Consider the following 15,168-nt stretch of genomic DNA (forward strand, 5'->3'; position numbering starts at 1 on the left):
CTTGCTCGCGAAAGCGCCGGTGCAGCCGCAGAATAGGCGTCGGTTGCACTGACCTCTTCGCGAGCAAGCTCGCTCCTTCTGTCTGCGGGAGGCTGTGGATAACTCAGCTTTTCTTGATCTTGACCGGGCGCTTCCAGCCCTCGATGTTCCGCTGACGCGCACGTGCTACACCCAGTTGCTCGGCAGGCACATTTTGGGTAATCGTCGAACCGGCCGCCGTGGTAGCGCCGGAAGAGATATCCACAGGCGCAACCAGCGAGTTGTTGGAGCCGATGAATACGTCTTCGCCCAGGGTTGTCTGGTGCTTGTTGGCGCCATCGTAGTTGCAGGTAATGGTGCCGGCTCCGATATTGGTCCGCGCTCCCACCTGGGCGTCGCCCAGATAAGTCAGATGCCCGGCCTTGGCGCCTTCGCCCAGGCGAGCGTTCTTGAGTTCAACGAAGTTACCCACATGCGCCCTGGCGCCAAGCTCGCTGCCCGGACGCAGCCGCGCGAACGGACCGGCATCGCTGCCTTCGCCCAGCACGGCGCCATCGAGGTGACTATTGGCCTTCACGATGGCGCCCTTGCGAAGGGTGCTGTCCTTGATGACGCAGTTGGGACCGATGATGACGTCATCCTCGATCACTACCTTGCCTTCGAGGATCACGTTGATGTCGATCAGCACATCACGGCCCACGGTCACTTCGCCGCGCACATCGAACCGCGCCGGATCACGCAGGGTCACGCCCTGCGCCATCAAGCGACGCGTCTCACGCTGCTGATAGTGACGCTCCAGTTCGGCCAGCTGACGCCGGTCGTTGGCGCCCTGCACCTCCATCGCATCGTATGGCTGCTCGGTTGCCACGATCAGGCCGTCGGCCACAGCCATGGCGATCACGTCCGTCAGGTAGTACTCACCCTGGGCATTGTTGTTGGACAACCGCCCCAACCAGTCAGCCAACAGTTTGCCCGGAACGGCGAGAATACCGGTGTTGCCTTCGGTAATCGCTTTTTGCGCCTCGGTGGCATCCTTGTGTTCGACGATGGCGCAAACCCGGTCGCGCTCATCACGCACGATGCGGCCATAGCCGGTTGGATCGGCAAGATTGACCGTCAGCAGGCCCAGTTGCTCTGGCGTCACCAACGCAAGCAGACGATTCAGGGTCTCGACCTCGATCAGCGGCACGTCGCCGTACAGGATCAGCACGGTATCGGCGGTCAGTTCCGGCAAAGCCTGCGCCACGGCGTGACCGGTGCCCAGTTGCTTGTCCTGCATCACGAAATTCAGGTCCTGCGCGCCCAGGCGTTCGCGCACCGCATCTGCACCATGACCGATGACGACGTGGATGCCGATTGGGGATAACTGTCGTGCGCTGTGGATAACATGGCCAAGCATGGAATTGCCCGCCACCGGATGAAGAACCTTGGGCAGGGCCGAACGCATCCGGGTACCTTGGCCAGCAGCAAGAATAACGATATCGAGAGACATGAGAGGACTACCAACTGAGCGGCCAATAGAGCCGTGGGCGGGCGAATGCCAAAAAAGAAAAAGGGTAGCCGAGGCTACCCTTTTTCTCAATCGCATCAGCAATGCAGCGGGATTAACCGCCGAACTTCTTGCGAATCTGCTGAACGGTGCGCAGCTGAGCTGCAGCCTCGGCCAGACGAGCAGTCGCGGATCCGTAATCGAAATCTGCGCCTTTTTCGTTCAGGGCCTTCTCGGCAGCCTTGACGGCAGCCTGAGCAGAAGCTTCATCCAGGTCGGCAGCACGTTGCACAGTGTCGGCAAGCACCTTGACCATGTTCGGCTGAACCTCGAGGAAACCACCGGAGATGTAGAACACCTCGGTGTCTCCACCCTGCTTGATCAAGCGGATCGGGCCTGGCTTCAGATCAGTGATCAGCGGCGCGTGGCCTGGAGCGATACCGATATCACCCAGGTTGCCGTGCGCAATCACCATCTCGACCAGACCGGAGAAGATTTCCCCTTCCGCGCTGACGATGTCGCAATGGACTGTCATAGCCATTTGCTTGCCTCAACCTAATTAGCGCCCGTTGCCGGGCGCCGGGATTACAGTTTCTTGGCTTTCTCGATCGCTTCTTCGATGCCGCCAACCATGTAGAACGCTTGTTCTGGCAGGTGGTCGTAGTCACCGTTGAGGATGCCTTTGAAGCCAGCAATGGTGTCTTTCAGGGAAACGTATTTACCCGATGCACCGGTGAAGACTTCAGCCACGAAGAACGGCTGGGACAGGAAACGCTGGATCTTACGAGCACGGTTAACCAGCTGCTTGTCGGTTTCCGACAGCTCGTCCATACCCAGGATCGCGATGATGTCCTTCAGTTCTTTGTAGCGCTGCAACACGTACTGAACGCCGCGAGCGGTGTCGTAGTGATCCTGGCCGATAACGTTCGGGTCCAGCTGGCGCGAGGTCGAATCCAGTGGATCTACCGCTGGGTAGATACCCAGGGAAGCGATGTCACGGGACAGTACGACGGTTGCATCCAGGTGGGCAAACGTGGTCGCTGGCGACGGGTCAGTCAAGTCGTCCGCCGGTACGTATACCGCCTGGATCGAGGTGATCGAACCGTTCTTGGTCGAAGTGATGCGCTCTTGCAGAGTACCCATCTCTTCGGCCAGGGTCGGCTGGTAACCTACTGCCGAAGGCATACGGCCCAGCAGTGCGGATACTTCAGTACCGGCCAGGGTGTAACGATAGATGTTGTCGACGAACAGCAGAACGTCGTTACCTTCGTCACGGAACTTCTCGGCCATGGTCAGGCCGGTCAGTGCTACGCGCAGACGGTTACCCGGCGGCTCGTTCATCTGACCGTAAACCAGTGCCACTTTGTCCAGAACGTTGGAATCCTTCATCTCGTGGTAGAAGTCGTTACCCTCACGAGTACGCTCGCCCACACCGGCGAACACGGAATAACCGCTGTGCTCGATGGCGATGTTACGGATCAGTTCCATCATGTTTACGGTCTTGCCGACACCGGCACCACCGAACAGACCGACTTTACCGCCCTTGGCGAACGGGCAGACCAGGTCGATAACCTTGATGCCGGTTTCCAGCAGGTCGTTGCCGCCTGCCTGCTCAGCGAAGGACGGCGCAGGACGGTGAATGCCCCAGCGTTCTTCGGTCGCAATCGGACCGGCTTCGTCGATCGGGTTGCCCAGCACGTCCATGATCCGGCCCAGAGTCGCTTTACCGACCGGTACGGAGATGGCAGTGCCAGAGTCTGTTACTTCCAGACCACGCTTCAAGCCCTCGGTGGAGCCCATCGCAATGGTACGAACCACGCCGTCGCCCAGCTGCTGCTGAACTTCCAGGGTGGTTCCTGCCGCGCTTTTGACTTCCAGCGCGTTGTAGATGCTCGGTACGCTATCGCGTGGGAATTCCACGTCGATCACGGCGCCGATGATTTGAACGATACGTCCGCTACTCATTAGCTGGTTCCTCTGAATATTTGAACCGTTAAACCGCGGCAGCGCCGCCGACGATTTCCGAGATCTCTTGGGTGATCGCTGCCTGACGCGCCTTGTTGTAGATCAGCTGCAAATCGCTGATCAGATCACCGGCGTTGTCGGTGGCGTTCTTCATTGCAATCATCCGCGCCGCTTGTTCAGCTGCGTTGTTCTCGACCACCGCCTGGTACACCTGCGATTCCACGTAGCGAACCATCAGGCCGTCTAGCAGCTCTTTGGCATCGGGTTCGTAGAGGTAGTCCCAGTGGTGCTTGAGTTCTTGATCCGGGGTCGCCACCAGGGGAATCAACTGTTCCACTGTTGGCTGCTGGGTCATGGTGTTGATGAACTTGTTGGACACCACGGACAGGCGATCGATACGGCCGTCCAGATAAGCATCCAGCATCACCTTGACGCTGCCGATCAAATCGTTGATCGACGGCTCTTCGCCCAGGTGGCTGATCGCAGCGACGACGTTACCGCCGAAGTTGCGGAAAAATGCCGCACCTTTGCTGCCGACCACACACAGATCGATCTCTACGCCGTTTTCACGGTTTACCGCCATGTCCTTGACCAGAGCCTTGAACAGGTTGGTGTTCAGGCCACCGCACAGACCACGGTCACTGCTCACTACGACATAACCGACACGCTTTACTTCGCGATCGATCATGAACGGGTGGCGATATTCCGGGTTGGCGTTGGCGAGATGACCAATTACCTGGCGGATGCGATCCGCGTAAGGACGGCTAGCAGCCATGCGGGCCTGAGCCTTGCGCATTTTGCTGACCGCCACTTTTTCCATGGCGCTGGTGATCTTTTGCGTGCTTTTGATGCTCGCAATCTTGCTGCGAATCTCTTTTGCGCCTGCCATGTAACACCTATCAGGTTAGCAAGCGGGAGCCTTGCGACTCCCGCTGCGGCTTACCAGGTTTGGGTGGCCTTGAACTTCTCGATACCGGCTTTCAGGCCAGCGTCGATTTCGTCATTGAAGTCACCCTTCACGTTGATCTTCGCCATCAAATCGGCGTGATCGCGGTTGAAGTAAGCAATCAGCGCTTGTTCAAAGCTGCCGACCTTGGCGATTTCGATGTCGGTCAGGAACCCACGCTCAGCGGCATACAGCGACAGCGCCATGTCAGCGATCGACATTGGTGCGTATTGCTTCTGCTTCATCAGCTCGGTAACGCGCTGACCATGCTCAAGTTGCTTACGGGTCGCTTCGTCCAGGTCAGAAGCGAACTGGGCGAATGCCGCCAGTTCACGGTACTGAGCCAGAGCGGTACGGATACCACCGGAGAGCTTCTTGATGATCTTGGTCTGAGCGGCACCACCCACACGGGATACCGAAACACCGGCGTTCACTGCCGGGCGGATGCCGGAGTTGAACATGGCCGATTCCAGGAAGATCTGACCGTCGGTGATGGAAATCACGTTGGTCGGAACGAACGCGGAAACGTCGCCAGCCTGGGTTTCGATGATCGGCAGTGCGGTCAGGGAACCGGTTTTGCCGGTCACTGCGCCGTTGGTGAACTTCTCTACGTACTCTTCGGAAACACGCGATGCGCGCTCCAGCAGACGGGAGTGGAGATAGAACACGTCGCCTGGGTAAGCTTCACGGCCTGGTGGACGGCGCAGCAGCAGGGAAATCTGGCGGTAAGCCACTGCCTGCTTGGACAGATCGTCATAAACGATCAGCGCGTCTTCACCGCGGTCGCGGAAGAATTCACCCATGGTGCAACCCGAGTACGGTGCAAGGAACTGCAGCGCAGCGGATTCGGAAGCACTTGCAGCCACGACGATGGTGTTAGCCAGTGCGCCGTTCTCTTCGAGTTTGCGCACAACGTTGGCGATGGTCGATTGTTTCTGACCGATTGCCACGTAGACGCAGAAGATGCCGCTGTCTTTCTGGTTGATGATCGCGTCGATGGCCAGAGCGGTTTTACCGATCTGACGGTCACCGATGATCAGCTCACGCTGGCCACGGCCGACAGGAATCATGGCATCGACAGCCTTGTAGCCAGTCTGTACAGGCTGGTCTACCGACTTACGCCAGATCACGCCTGGAGCAACTTTCTCGACCGCATCGGTCTCGGTGTTGTTCAGCGGACCTTTGCCGTCGACTGGGTTACCCAGTGCGTCGACTACGCGACCCAGCAGTTCCTTACCAACCGGAACTTCGAGGATGCGGCCGGTGCACTTGGCGCTCATGCCTTCAGCCAGAGTCGTGTATGCGCCCAGTACCACGGCACCTACGGAGTCTTGCTCAAGGTTCAGCGCCATACCGTAGACGCCGCCCGGAAACTCGATCATCTCGCCGTACATTACGTCGGCCAGACCGTGAATCCGCACGATACCGTCAGACACGCTGACGACTGTGCCTTCGTTACGGGCTTGGGAGGTTACATCGAGCTTCTCGATGCGACCCTTGATGATTTCACTTATTTCGGAAGGATTGAGTTGCTGCATTGCTCTGCTGCCCCTTCAAACTCAAGATTTCAATGCTTCGGCTAGTTGCGCGATTTTGCCGCGAACTGAGCCATCGATAACCAGGTCGCCGGCGCGGATCACGACACCACCGATAAGGGTGGCATCCTCCGCAGCGTGCAGGCGCACTTCCCGGCCGAGCCGTGCACTGAGAACCTTGGCGAGTTTGTCTTGCTGATCTTGGTTCAATGCAAAAGCACTGGTGACGTCCACATCGACCGATTTTTCCTGCTCGGCCTTGTACAGGTCGAACAGTTCGGCGATCTCCGGCAGAAGCGGGAGACGATCGTTTTCAGCAACGATGTGGATGAAATTCTGTGCCTTGGCATCGAACTTGTCGCCACACACTTCAATAAAAGTGGTGGCCTTTTGTGCGCTCGTCAGTCGCGGGGCCTTGAGCATGCGCTGCATGGTGTCGTCTTGCGACACCGCAGCAGCCAGGCCGAGCATGGCTGACCAATTGGCCAGTTGCTGGTGGGCCTGCGCGTGCTCGAAGGCCGCCTTAGCGTAAGGTCGGGCCAACGTGGTCAGTTCTGCCATGATCGCCCTCGCTTAAATTTCAGCAGCCAGTTTGTTAACCAGCTCCGCGTGCGCGTTTTGATCGATTGTGGCACCCAGGATCTTCTCGGCACCGTTGACTGCCAGGCTACCCAGTTGGGCACGCAGCGCGTCTTTGACACCGTTCAGTTCCTGCTCGATCTCGGCCTGAGCCTGGGCCTTCACACGGTCAGCTTCGACGCGAGCCTGTTCACGGGCCTCGTCGACAATCTGCGCACCGCGCTTCTTGGCTTGCTCAATGATTTCGGCTGCTTGAGTCTTAGCTTCGCGCAGTTGTTGACCCACTTTGTCTTGGGCCAGCTCCAGGTCGCGAGCTGCTCGGCTAGCAGCGTCCAGTCCATCCGCGATCTTCTTCTGACGTTCGTGCAAAGCCGCGATGACCGGAGGCCACACGAACTTCATGCAGAACAGCACAAAAATGAAGAACGCAACGGACTGGCCAATCAGGGTTGCATTAATGTTCACGCCAACACCTCGCTCGTTCGTTGTCCATCACACCAATCACCTCGAAAATTCGAGAGATCAGCCAGCGAGTTGACCAACGAAGGGGTTCGCAAAGGTGAAGAACAGAGCGATACCAACACCGATCATGGTCACGGCGTCGAGCAGGCCCGCAACGATGAACATCTTGACTTGCAGCATTGGAACCATTTCTGGCTGACGCGCTGCGCCTTCCAGGAACTTACCGCCCAACAGGCCGAAACCGATTGCAGTACCCAGTGCGCCCAGGCCGATCAACAGTGCAACAGCGATAGCGGTTAGACCAACTACAGTTTCCATCTTTCCTCCCGACTTTTACGTCGTATTGGTTAGGTTTTTTAATTGAAGCGGTAAAACAAAATCGTTTTTTACATCAGCCCTTGCGGGCACCTTCTCGCCTTCGCGAGAAGGTCATCAGATGCGCCGGGTGGCGGATCTCAATGGTTATCTTCGTGAGCCATCGACAGGTAGACGATGGTCAGCATCATGAAGATGAACGCTTGCAGGGTGATGATCAGGATGTGGAATACAGCCCACGCCCATTGGAGAACCACACCCAGGCCGCTCAACCAGAGCAGGCCGCTGCCGAACATCACGGCAATCAGGATGAATACCAGTTCGCCGGCGTACATGTTGCCGAACAGTCGCAGAGCCAGGGAAATCGGCTTGGCGACCAGTGTCACGAACTCAAGCAGGAAGTTCACCGGGATCAGCAGCGCCTGAACGAAGACGTTCTTGCTGCCGAACGGGTGAAGGGTCAGTTCGCCGATGAAGCCGCCGATGCCCTTGACCTTGATGCTGTAGAAAATGATCAGCGCGAAGACGGACAGGGCCATGCCCAGCGTGGCGTTCGGGTCAGTGGTCGGCACAGCGCGGAACGGAATGTGCTCGTCGCCCGAGATCAGCATCGCCAGCTGAGGAATCCAGTCGACCGGTACCAGGTCGACGGCGTTCATCAGGAATACCCAGACGAAAATGGTCAGTGCCAGCGGCGCGATCACGGCGCTGCGGCCATGGAAGCTGTCCTTCACGCTGCCGTCGACGAACTCGACCAGCACTTCGACGAAGTTCTGCAGTGCGCCCGGCTGGCCGGAAGTTGCCTTCTTGGCCGCCATGCGGAAAAGCAGTACGAAAATCAGGCCCAATGCCACCGACCAGCCGAGGGTATCGACGTGGAAAGCCCAAAAGCCCATTTCTTTCGCTTCTGCCGCGGTGTGGGCAAAGCCCCATTCGCCGTTAGGCAAATGACCGAAAGTCAGGTTCTGCAAGTGGTGCTGGATATAGCCCGAAGCTGTCTGCTCTGCCATGGTTGCCTCAAACGCCCTAAGGTCTCGAAAGTCTTGTTCTCGTAAGCAGGGGAGCGAACCAGTTGACCACCTGGATCAACATGAATACGCCAAATACCGCCAACGGTGCCAACGGCTTCACGCCTGCAAACGTCAGTGCAAAAAGCACTGCCGTAAAAATAAGTTTGCCTGCCTCGCCGGCGTAAAAGGACCGGACGATGGCTTGCGCTGCTCTAGCCCCGGAAAACCGGAATGCCTTATGAACAAAATACAAATTGGGCAGCCACGCTATCAGGCCTCCGCAAAGGCCTGAATATCCTGCCACGACTCCCTTCCACTGCCAGAGCGTCAGGGAAGCCAGCACCAGGACGATCAATTGAGCCAGCAATACCGGAAAGACCGCCAGTCGATGGAACGGCAAGCGGTCTGGCATGCGTGATTCCATTGCAACTGCTCCTTTCGCGTCGGTCGCCATAATCATCAACTTGGCATAATTTGTGCCGACAAAATGCGCGCAGAGTATAGGGGCGCTTAACTCCCTATTCAACTGTAAGGTAGTGATTTCCGACTACACGCTACAGGCCAATTGTTTCAGCGGATGTGGGCCAGTACCCCTTGCAACTCATCGAGCGAGTTGTAACGGATCACCAACTGCCCCTTGCCCTTCTGACCGTGGCGTATCTGCACCGCAGAGCCCAGACGCTCGGCCAGCCGCTGTTCGAGGCGGCTGATGTCCGGATCGGCCTTGACCGGCTCGGCTGCGGCCGGTTTGCCGCTGAGCCACTGCCTGACCAATGCCTCGGTCTGGCGCACGGTTAGCCCGCGTGCGACAACATGACGCGCCCCCTCGACCTGCCGATCTTCGGGCAACCCGAGCAACGCGCGAGCATGACCCATTTCCAGGTCACCGTGGGAAAGCATGGTCTTGATGGCTTCCGGCAACGCAATCAGACGCAGCAGGTTGGCCACGCTGACGCGGGACTTGCCCACCGCATCGGCGACTTGCTGCTGGGTCAGCTGGAATTCGTGCTGCAGGCGCTGTAGTGCCAGCGCTTCCTCGATCGGATTGAGGTCTTCGCGCTGGATGTTCTCGATCAACGCCATGGCAATGGCGGTTTCATCCGGCACATCGCGAACCATCGCCGGGATGGTTTCCAGGCCCGCCTGCTGGCTCGCACGCCAGCGACGTTCACCCGCAATGATCTCGAAGCGATTATCAGCGATCGGACGAATCACGATCGGCTGCATCACACCGTGGCTCTTGATCGACTGAGCCAGTTCTTCGAGTGCCTGCGGGTCCATGTCCCGACGCGGTTGATACTTGCCACGCTGGATCAGGTCCAGCGGCACATGCTGCAACTCGCGTTGGTCGGCCTTGGCGGCCTGTTCTTCCAGCGAACTGACGGTTGGACTGCTCAGAAGTGCGTCCAACCCACGTCCGAGACCTCGTTTCTTGACGGCCATGGGATTTCCTTAGGTGGGCTGAGCGGCTTTCGAGCTGCGGCGTTGACGACGGACCAGTTCACTGGCCAGCGCCAGGTAGGCCAGCGCGCCACGGGATGACTTGTCGTAGGCGAGCACCGGCATGCCGAAGCTCGGCGCTTCAGCCAGCCGAATGTTGCGCGGGATCACCGTATCGTACAGCTGCTCGCCGAAGTGCTCCTTGAGCTGCGCCGACACATCGTTGATCAGGCTCAGGCGCGGGTCGTACATGGTCCGCAGCAGACCTTCGATCTTGAGCTGCGGGTTGAGCAACTCGCCGATACGCTTGATGTTATCCACAAGGTCGCTCAACCCTTCCAGCGCGAAGTACTCGCACTGCATGGGAATGATGACGCCGTCGGCCGCCACCAGCGCGTTCAATGTCAGCATCGACAGGGACGGCGGGCAGTCGATCAGGATGAAATCGTAGTTTTCGCGGATCGGCGCCAGTGCGTTGCGCAGACGACTTTCCTTCATCTGCATTTCCAGCAGGACCACTTCACCGGCCGTCAGGTCACGGTTGGCCGGCAGCAGCTGGTAACCGCCGTGCTCGGAAAACTGCATGGCCTGGGCCAGATCGCATTCGCCGATCAGCAGGTCGTAGACCGAGTTTTCCAGGTTGTGTTTATCCACACCGCTGCCCATCGTCGCGTTGCCCTGAGGGTCGAGATCGATCAGCAGTACACGACGCTTGGTCGCCACGAGGGACGCTGCGAGGTTGATGCACGTGGTGGTCTTGCCCACACCACCTTTCTGGTTCGCTATCGCGAATACCTTAGCCATTCTTGCTTGTGTTCCCAATCATGCCGTGCGGCGCAGTATCAGCAGATGGCGTTGGCCTTGGCAACCTGGAACGGTCAAGGCTTGTGCGCTATCGAGATGAAAATCTGCCGGCAATGCTACCAGCTCATCCGCAGGATGCAGCCCTTTCATTGCCAGCCATTGCGTATCGGTGTCGCCCATGTGGCGAGTCCAGCCAGTGAAATCCTCCAGACTGCTGAACGCACGGGAGATGATCCCGGTGAACGGCTGATCCGGCTGGTAAGTCTCGGCCCGGCTGTGGATAACTTCAAGGTTATCCAGCTTCAGCTCCAGTTTGACCTGGGTCTGGAAGCGGGTTTTCTTGCCATTGCTGTCGAGCAACGACACTTTCATGTCCGGAAACAGGATAGCCAATGGAATCCCCGGCATCCCGCCGCCGCTGCCGACGTCCAGCCAGCGCTCGCCTTTGACGAACGGCACGACGCTCAGGCTGTCGAGCAGATGCCGGGAAACCATTTCGTCGGGATTGCGCACCGCCGTCAGGTTGTAGGCCTTGTTCCACTTTATCAACAGGGCCAGATACGCCAGCAGCTGACTGTGCTGGGTTTCGCTCAGATCGATGCCCAGCTCACGGGCACCGGTGGATAACTCTTGGGCGTGCTGCGGGGTGACCATAGAACTCAAGCGCTTTGCTCCAACTGACGGCCCGCGCCGCGTTTTTTCAAGTGAATCATCAACAGGGAAATCGCCGCAGGCGTCACCCCTGGAATCCGCGATGCCTGACCCAGCGTCTCTGGACGAGTTATCCCCAGCTTGCTTTGAATTTCCTTGGACAACCCGGAAATCCCGGCGTAATCGATGTCTTCCGGCAGGCGCGTATCTTCGCTGGCCCGCAGGCGAGCGATCTCGTCCTGTTGCCGATCAATGTAACCGGCGTACTTGGCCTTGATTTCGACCTGTTCGGCGACTTGAGGATCGGTGCTGCCATGACCGGTGATGGAAACCAGGCTCGCGTAGTCGATTTCGGGCCGGGTCAGCAGGTTGAGCAGATTGTATTCGTGGGTCAGCGGCGTGCCGAAGTGCGTGGCAATCGCATCACCCTGCTCGGTGCCGGGGCGAACCCAGGTACTTTTCAGACGCTGCTCTTCCCGTTCGATGTTCTCGCGTTTGGCGCAAAACGCGGCCCAACGGGCATCATCGACCAGCCCCAGTTCGCGCCCTTTTTCCGTCAGACGCAGATCGGCGTTGTCTTCGCGCAGGATCAACCGGTATTCGGCCCGCGACGTAAACATTCGGTACGGTTCCTGGGTACCCAGCGTGATCAGGTCATCGACCAACACGCCGATGTACGCTTCATCGCGGCGCGGGCACCAGCTTTCACGACCTTGCGCGCGCAGGGCAGCGTTGGTACCGGCCAGCAGACCTTGGGCACCGGCCTCTTCGTAGCCGGTTGTACCGTTGATCTGACCGGCGAAGAACAGCCCGCCGATTACCTTGGTTTCCAGGCTGTACTTCAGATCGCGCGGATCGAAATAGTCGTACTCGATGGCATAGCCCGGGCGAACGATATGTGCGTTTTCCATGCCGCGAATCGAGCGCACGATCTGCAGTTGCACATCGAACGGCAGTGAAGTCGAGATTCCGTTGGGATACAGCTCATGGGTGGTCAGGCCTTCCGGCTCGATGAACACCTGATGGCTCGCCTTGTCGGCGAACCGATGAATCTTGTCTTCGATGGACGGGCAGTAACGCGGACCGATCCCCTCGATCACACCCGAGTACATCGGCGAACGATCCAGGTTGGACGCGATGATTTCGTGGGTCCGCTCGTTGGTATGAGTAATCCAGCAACTGACCTGCGCGGGATGCTGTTCCTTGGAGCCCAGGAACGACATGACCGGGATCGGTGTATCGCCCGGCTGTTCGGTCATCACCGAGAAATCCACGGAACGCCCGTCGATTCGCGGCGGAGTACCGGTTTTCAGGCGACCTACTCGAAGCGGCAGCTCGCGAAGACGATGCGCCAGCGAAATCGATGGAGGATCTCCCGCCCGACCACCGGAATAATTCTGCATGCCGATGTGGATAAGCCCGCCCAGGAACGTGCCGGTCGTCAATACCACAGAGTCGGCCATGAATCGCAGGCCCATCTGGGTGATCACTCCACGAACCTGATCCTGTTCGACGATCAGGTCATCGCAGGACTGCTGGAATATCCACAGGTTCGGCTGATTTTCCAGTGCTTCACGGATTGCCGCTTTGTACAGCACGCGATCTGCCTGAGCACGCGTAGCCCGTACGGCCGGCCCTTTGCGGCTGTTCAAGACACGGAACTGAATGCCGCCCTTATCGGTGGCCATTGCCATCGCGCCGCCCAGGGCATCGATTTCCTTGACCAGGTGGCTTTTGCCGATCCCGCCGATGGCCGGATTGCAGCTCATTTGGCCGAGGGTTTCCACGTTGTGCGTAAGCAGCAGGGTTTTGACACCCATGCGTGCCGACGCAAGTGCTGCCTCGGTACCGGCATGACCGCCACCGATGACGATCACTTCAAAACGGGAAGGGAAATCCACCACGCACCTCGTGCCTGTTGTCGATGAGAAATTGGGATAGCTGACAAGTATAGGGACTTCACCCCCCTGAATGAAACCCGTTGCACAAAATTTAACCAGCTGTGGAAAAGCCGCGGATAAAGAAAATAAAAGAGAAAGAATTTTTATAAAACCTTGTTTTTATGTTTATTCTTACTGGGCGCCCTTTCTGTGGATAGATCGCTGCAGCCCTTTATTTCCGATATGTACAGAGCTTCAAAAGGCTGTGGTCATGTGCCAATGAGGGCTTGGGATAACCGTCTTGAGCCTGTGGATTAAACGGACACTTGTCCACAGGGCAGGTTATATCCAGTTTTCACGACCGGTTATCAACTGAGCTAAGGGCTGCTTATGCACAGGGCTTAGGAAGAAAAAAATCGGGCTTTTCTTCGTTGTTGCCAGTTCGGCGCGGCTGAGGGACGTGGGATTGGCGTACCGGGGGGTCGATATGAGCCTGCTTTCAGAACGGGCCACGTATCCGAGCCTGCTGAGCAGACGTTACGCGCATGGAAGCAGCTCGCCTGGAGAGGGCAAGGTTGTCGGAGAGGGCATTTTAGGATCGTAAAGACACAGGTAACGGATTATCCACAGCGATGCCGATGACCGGCACGCCGCCTGCCTCTGAAGCTGGATTGGTCATCTCAGAGGCAGGCGAGGCTCATTTACCGATACAGAAACTGGAGAAAATTCGGCCCAGCAGATCATCCGAGCTGAACGCGCCGGTGATTTCACCCAACGCCTGTTGAGCCTGGCGCAGGTCTTCGGCCAGCAGCTCCCCTGCGCCCGCCAGGGTCAGTTGCGCACGACCGTGCTCAAGCGCGGTGCTGGCGTGTCGCAGTGCTTCCAGATGGCGTCGACGAGCACTGAAGCTGCTTTCCGAGGTTTGTTCATAACCCATGCAGGCTTTGAGATGCTCGCGCAGCAGTTCCAGTCCGTCTCCGCCGGCCTTGGCACTCAGACTGAGGGTCACATGACCATCAGTACTGGTTTCAAGCCCAATAGCGTCACCGCTCAGATCAGCCTTGTTGCGGATCAAAGTCACTTTGGATGGATCCGGACGTTGCTCAAGAAATTCAGGCCATAGTGCGAATGGGTCTGATGCTTCCGGTGCCGTAGCGTCGACCACCAGGAGGATGCGATCTGCCTCGCCGATGGCCTTGAGCGCCCGCTGCACACCTATCATTTCTACCTGGTCGTCGGTATCGCGCAGGCCGGCGGTATCCACGACGTGTAACGGCATGCCATCGATGTGGATATGTTCGCGCAATACATCCCGCGTCGTACCCGCAATCTCCGTCACGATGGCCGCGTCACGCCCTGCCAGTGCATTGAGCAGGCTCGATTTGCCGGCGTTTGGCCTGCCGGCAATGACAACCGTCATCCCGTCACGCAGCAGCGCACCCTGCCCGGCTTCGCGCATTACTGTGGATAACTCCGTGCGGACGTCATCGAGCATGCTCAGCACATGGCCGTCGGCCAGAAAGTCGATTTCTTCCTCGGGAAAGTCGATGGCGGCTTCGACATAAATGCGCAGGCCAATCAGTTTCTCCGTCAGGTTATCCACGCGCCGGGAAAATGCACCTTGTAAAGAGCGCAACGCATTGCGGGCGGCCTGAGCGGAGCTTGCCTCGATGAGGTCGGCGATGGCTTCGGCCTGGGCCAGATCCAGCTTGTCATTGAGGAATGCACGCTCGCTGAATTCCCCTGGCCTCGCCAGACGGCTGCCCAGTTGCAGGCAACGCTGCAACAGCATGTCCAGGACGATCGGGCCGCCATGACCCTGAAGTTCCAGAACATCCTCCCCGGTAAAAGAATTCGGGCCCGGAAAATACAGGGCGATGCCTTCGTCGATCACTTGTCCGGCGTCATCTTCGAACGGACCGTAGTGGGCGAAACGAGGCTTGGGGATTCGCCCGGTGATTGCTTCGGCGGCCTTGCCGGCCAACGGCCCTGACACGCGGACGATACCAACGCCGCCGCGGCCCTGAGCGGTGGCGATGGCGGCAATGGTTTCACGAGGGACATTCATGGTCCGACTCCTGGAAAACTGACAGATAGCAAAACGCCCCACGAG

The 15,168-nt window shown here is 58.3% G+C and carries 15 protein-coding genes; all 15 read right to left on the minus strand.

The window, feature by feature from the left end:
- Positions 1-103 precede the first annotated feature (103 nt).
- Complete coding sequence (glmU, locus tag EGJ27_RS04555) at positions 104-1,471, minus strand: bifunctional UDP-N-acetylglucosamine diphosphorylase/glucosamine-1-phosphate N-acetyltransferase GlmU (protein WP_125829544.1); 1,368 nt, start codon at positions 1,469-1,471, stop codon at positions 104-106.
- A 112-nt stretch (positions 1,472-1,583) separates the two neighbouring features.
- The gene (locus EGJ27_RS04560) at positions 1,584-2,009 is read right to left on the minus strand and encodes a F0F1 ATP synthase subunit epsilon (protein ID WP_125829545.1); all 426 of its coding nucleotides are present in this window, start codon (positions 2,007-2,009) and stop codon (positions 1,584-1,586) included.
- Between the two features lie 44 nt (positions 2,010-2,053).
- Complete coding sequence (atpD, locus tag EGJ27_RS04565; RefSeq protein ID WP_125829546.1) at positions 2,054-3,433, minus strand: F0F1 ATP synthase subunit beta; 1,380 nt, start codon at positions 3,431-3,433, stop codon at positions 2,054-2,056.
- A gap of 28 nt (positions 3,434-3,461) precedes the next feature.
- Positions 3,462-4,322 carry a F0F1 ATP synthase subunit gamma gene (gene atpG, locus EGJ27_RS04570; RefSeq protein ID WP_125829547.1) on the minus strand — a complete coding sequence of 287 codons (861 nt, stop codon included), beginning with the start codon at positions 4,320-4,322 and terminating at the stop codon, positions 3,462-3,464.
- Positions 4,323-4,372: 50 nt separating this feature from the next.
- Complete coding sequence (gene atpA / locus EGJ27_RS04575) at positions 4,373-5,917, minus strand: F0F1 ATP synthase subunit alpha (protein WP_125829548.1); 1,545 nt, start codon at positions 5,915-5,917, stop codon at positions 4,373-4,375.
- A gap of 21 nt (positions 5,918-5,938) precedes the next feature.
- Positions 5,939-6,475, minus strand: a complete 537-nt coding sequence (locus tag EGJ27_RS04580; RefSeq protein ID WP_125829549.1) for a F0F1 ATP synthase subunit delta — start codon at positions 6,473-6,475, stop codon at positions 5,939-5,941.
- Between the two features lie 12 nt (positions 6,476-6,487).
- A complete protein-coding gene (locus tag EGJ27_RS04585) occupies positions 6,488-6,958 on the minus strand; it encodes a F0F1 ATP synthase subunit B (protein WP_125829550.1) in 471 nt (156 codons plus the stop codon).
- A 57-nt stretch (positions 6,959-7,015) separates the two neighbouring features.
- Positions 7,016-7,273, minus strand: coding sequence for a F0F1 ATP synthase subunit C (atpE, locus tag EGJ27_RS04590; protein WP_002555987.1), 258 nt, complete (start codon positions 7,271-7,273; stop codon positions 7,016-7,018).
- Between the two features lie 137 nt (positions 7,274-7,410).
- Positions 7,411-8,280: a F0F1 ATP synthase subunit A gene (gene atpB / locus EGJ27_RS04595; protein WP_125829551.1), complete on the minus strand. Its 870-nt coding sequence runs from the start codon at positions 8,278-8,280 to the stop codon at positions 7,411-7,413.
- A gap of 16 nt (positions 8,281-8,296) precedes the next feature.
- Positions 8,297-8,704, minus strand: coding sequence for a F0F1 ATP synthase subunit I (locus tag EGJ27_RS04600; protein ID WP_125829552.1), 408 nt, complete (start codon positions 8,702-8,704; stop codon positions 8,297-8,299).
- A 146-nt stretch (positions 8,705-8,850) separates the two neighbouring features.
- Complete coding sequence (locus tag EGJ27_RS04605; protein ID WP_125829553.1) at positions 8,851-9,723, minus strand: ParB/RepB/Spo0J family partition protein; 873 nt, start codon at positions 9,721-9,723, stop codon at positions 8,851-8,853.
- Between the two features lie 9 nt (positions 9,724-9,732).
- Positions 9,733-10,524 carry a ParA family protein gene (locus tag EGJ27_RS04610; RefSeq protein WP_125829554.1) on the minus strand — a complete coding sequence of 264 codons (792 nt, stop codon included), beginning with the start codon at positions 10,522-10,524 and terminating at the stop codon, positions 9,733-9,735.
- An 18-nt stretch (positions 10,525-10,542) separates the two neighbouring features.
- Entirely contained in the window at positions 10,543-11,187 is a 645-nt protein-coding gene (gene rsmG, locus EGJ27_RS04615) for a 16S rRNA (guanine(527)-N(7))-methyltransferase RsmG (RefSeq protein WP_177522931.1), read from the minus strand.
- On the minus strand, positions 11,184-13,076 hold the full coding sequence (mnmG, locus tag EGJ27_RS04620; RefSeq protein WP_125829555.1) for a tRNA uridine-5-carboxymethylaminomethyl(34) synthesis enzyme MnmG: 1,893 nt from the start codon (positions 13,074-13,076) through the stop codon (positions 11,184-11,186). Before mnmG ends, rsmG begins: the two co-directional genes overlap by 4 nt.
- 676 nt (positions 13,077-13,752) lie before the next feature.
- The gene (gene mnmE, locus EGJ27_RS04625; protein WP_125829556.1) at positions 13,753-15,123 is read right to left on the minus strand and encodes a tRNA uridine-5-carboxymethylaminomethyl(34) synthesis GTPase MnmE; all 1,371 of its coding nucleotides are present in this window, start codon (positions 15,121-15,123) and stop codon (positions 13,753-13,755) included.
- Between the last annotated feature and the right edge of the window lie 45 nt (positions 15,124-15,168).

The sequence above is a fragment of the Pseudomonas sp. v388 genome, from assembly GCF_003935425.1.
Lineage (GTDB): Bacteria > Pseudomonadota > Gammaproteobacteria > Pseudomonadales > Pseudomonadaceae > Aquipseudomonas.

Coding starts and splice junctions, on each gene's coding strand:
- EGJ27_RS04605 (WP_125829553.1), bottom strand. CDS start 9,723: ATGGCCGTCAAGAAACGAGGTCTCGGACGTGGGTTGGACGCACTTCTG.
- atpA (WP_125829548.1), bottom strand. CDS start 5,917: ATGCAGCAACTCAATCCTTCCGAAATAAGTGAAATCATCAAGGGTCGC.
- EGJ27_RS04580 (WP_125829549.1), bottom strand. CDS start 6,475: ATGGCAGAACTGACCACGTTGGCCCGACCTTACGCTAAGGCGGCCTTC.
- EGJ27_RS04600 (WP_125829552.1), bottom strand. CDS start 8,704: ATGGAATCACGCATGCCAGACCGCTTGCCGTTCCATCGACTGGCGGTC.
- glmU (WP_125829544.1), bottom strand. CDS start 1,471: ATGTCTCTCGATATCGTTATTCTTGCTGCTGGCCAAGGTACCCGGATG.
- atpD (WP_125829546.1), bottom strand. CDS start 3,433: ATGAGTAGCGGACGTATCGTTCAAATCATCGGCGCCGTGATCGACGTG.
- EGJ27_RS04560 (WP_125829545.1), bottom strand. CDS start 2,009: ATGGCTATGACAGTCCATTGCGACATCGTCAGCGCGGAAGGGGAAATC.
- EGJ27_RS04610 (WP_125829554.1), bottom strand. CDS start 10,524: ATGGCTAAGGTATTCGCGATAGCGAACCAGAAAGGTGGTGTGGGCAAG.
- mnmE (WP_125829556.1), bottom strand. CDS start 15,123: ATGAATGTCCCTCGTGAAACCATTGCCGCCATCGCCACCGCTCAGGGC.
- atpG (WP_125829547.1), bottom strand. CDS start 4,322: ATGGCAGGCGCAAAAGAGATTCGCAGCAAGATTGCGAGCATCAAAAGC.
- atpE (WP_002555987.1), bottom strand. CDS start 7,273: ATGGAAACTGTAGTTGGTCTAACCGCTATCGCTGTTGCACTGTTGATC.
- atpB (WP_125829551.1), bottom strand. CDS start 8,280: ATGGCAGAGCAGACAGCTTCGGGCTATATCCAGCACCACTTGCAGAAC.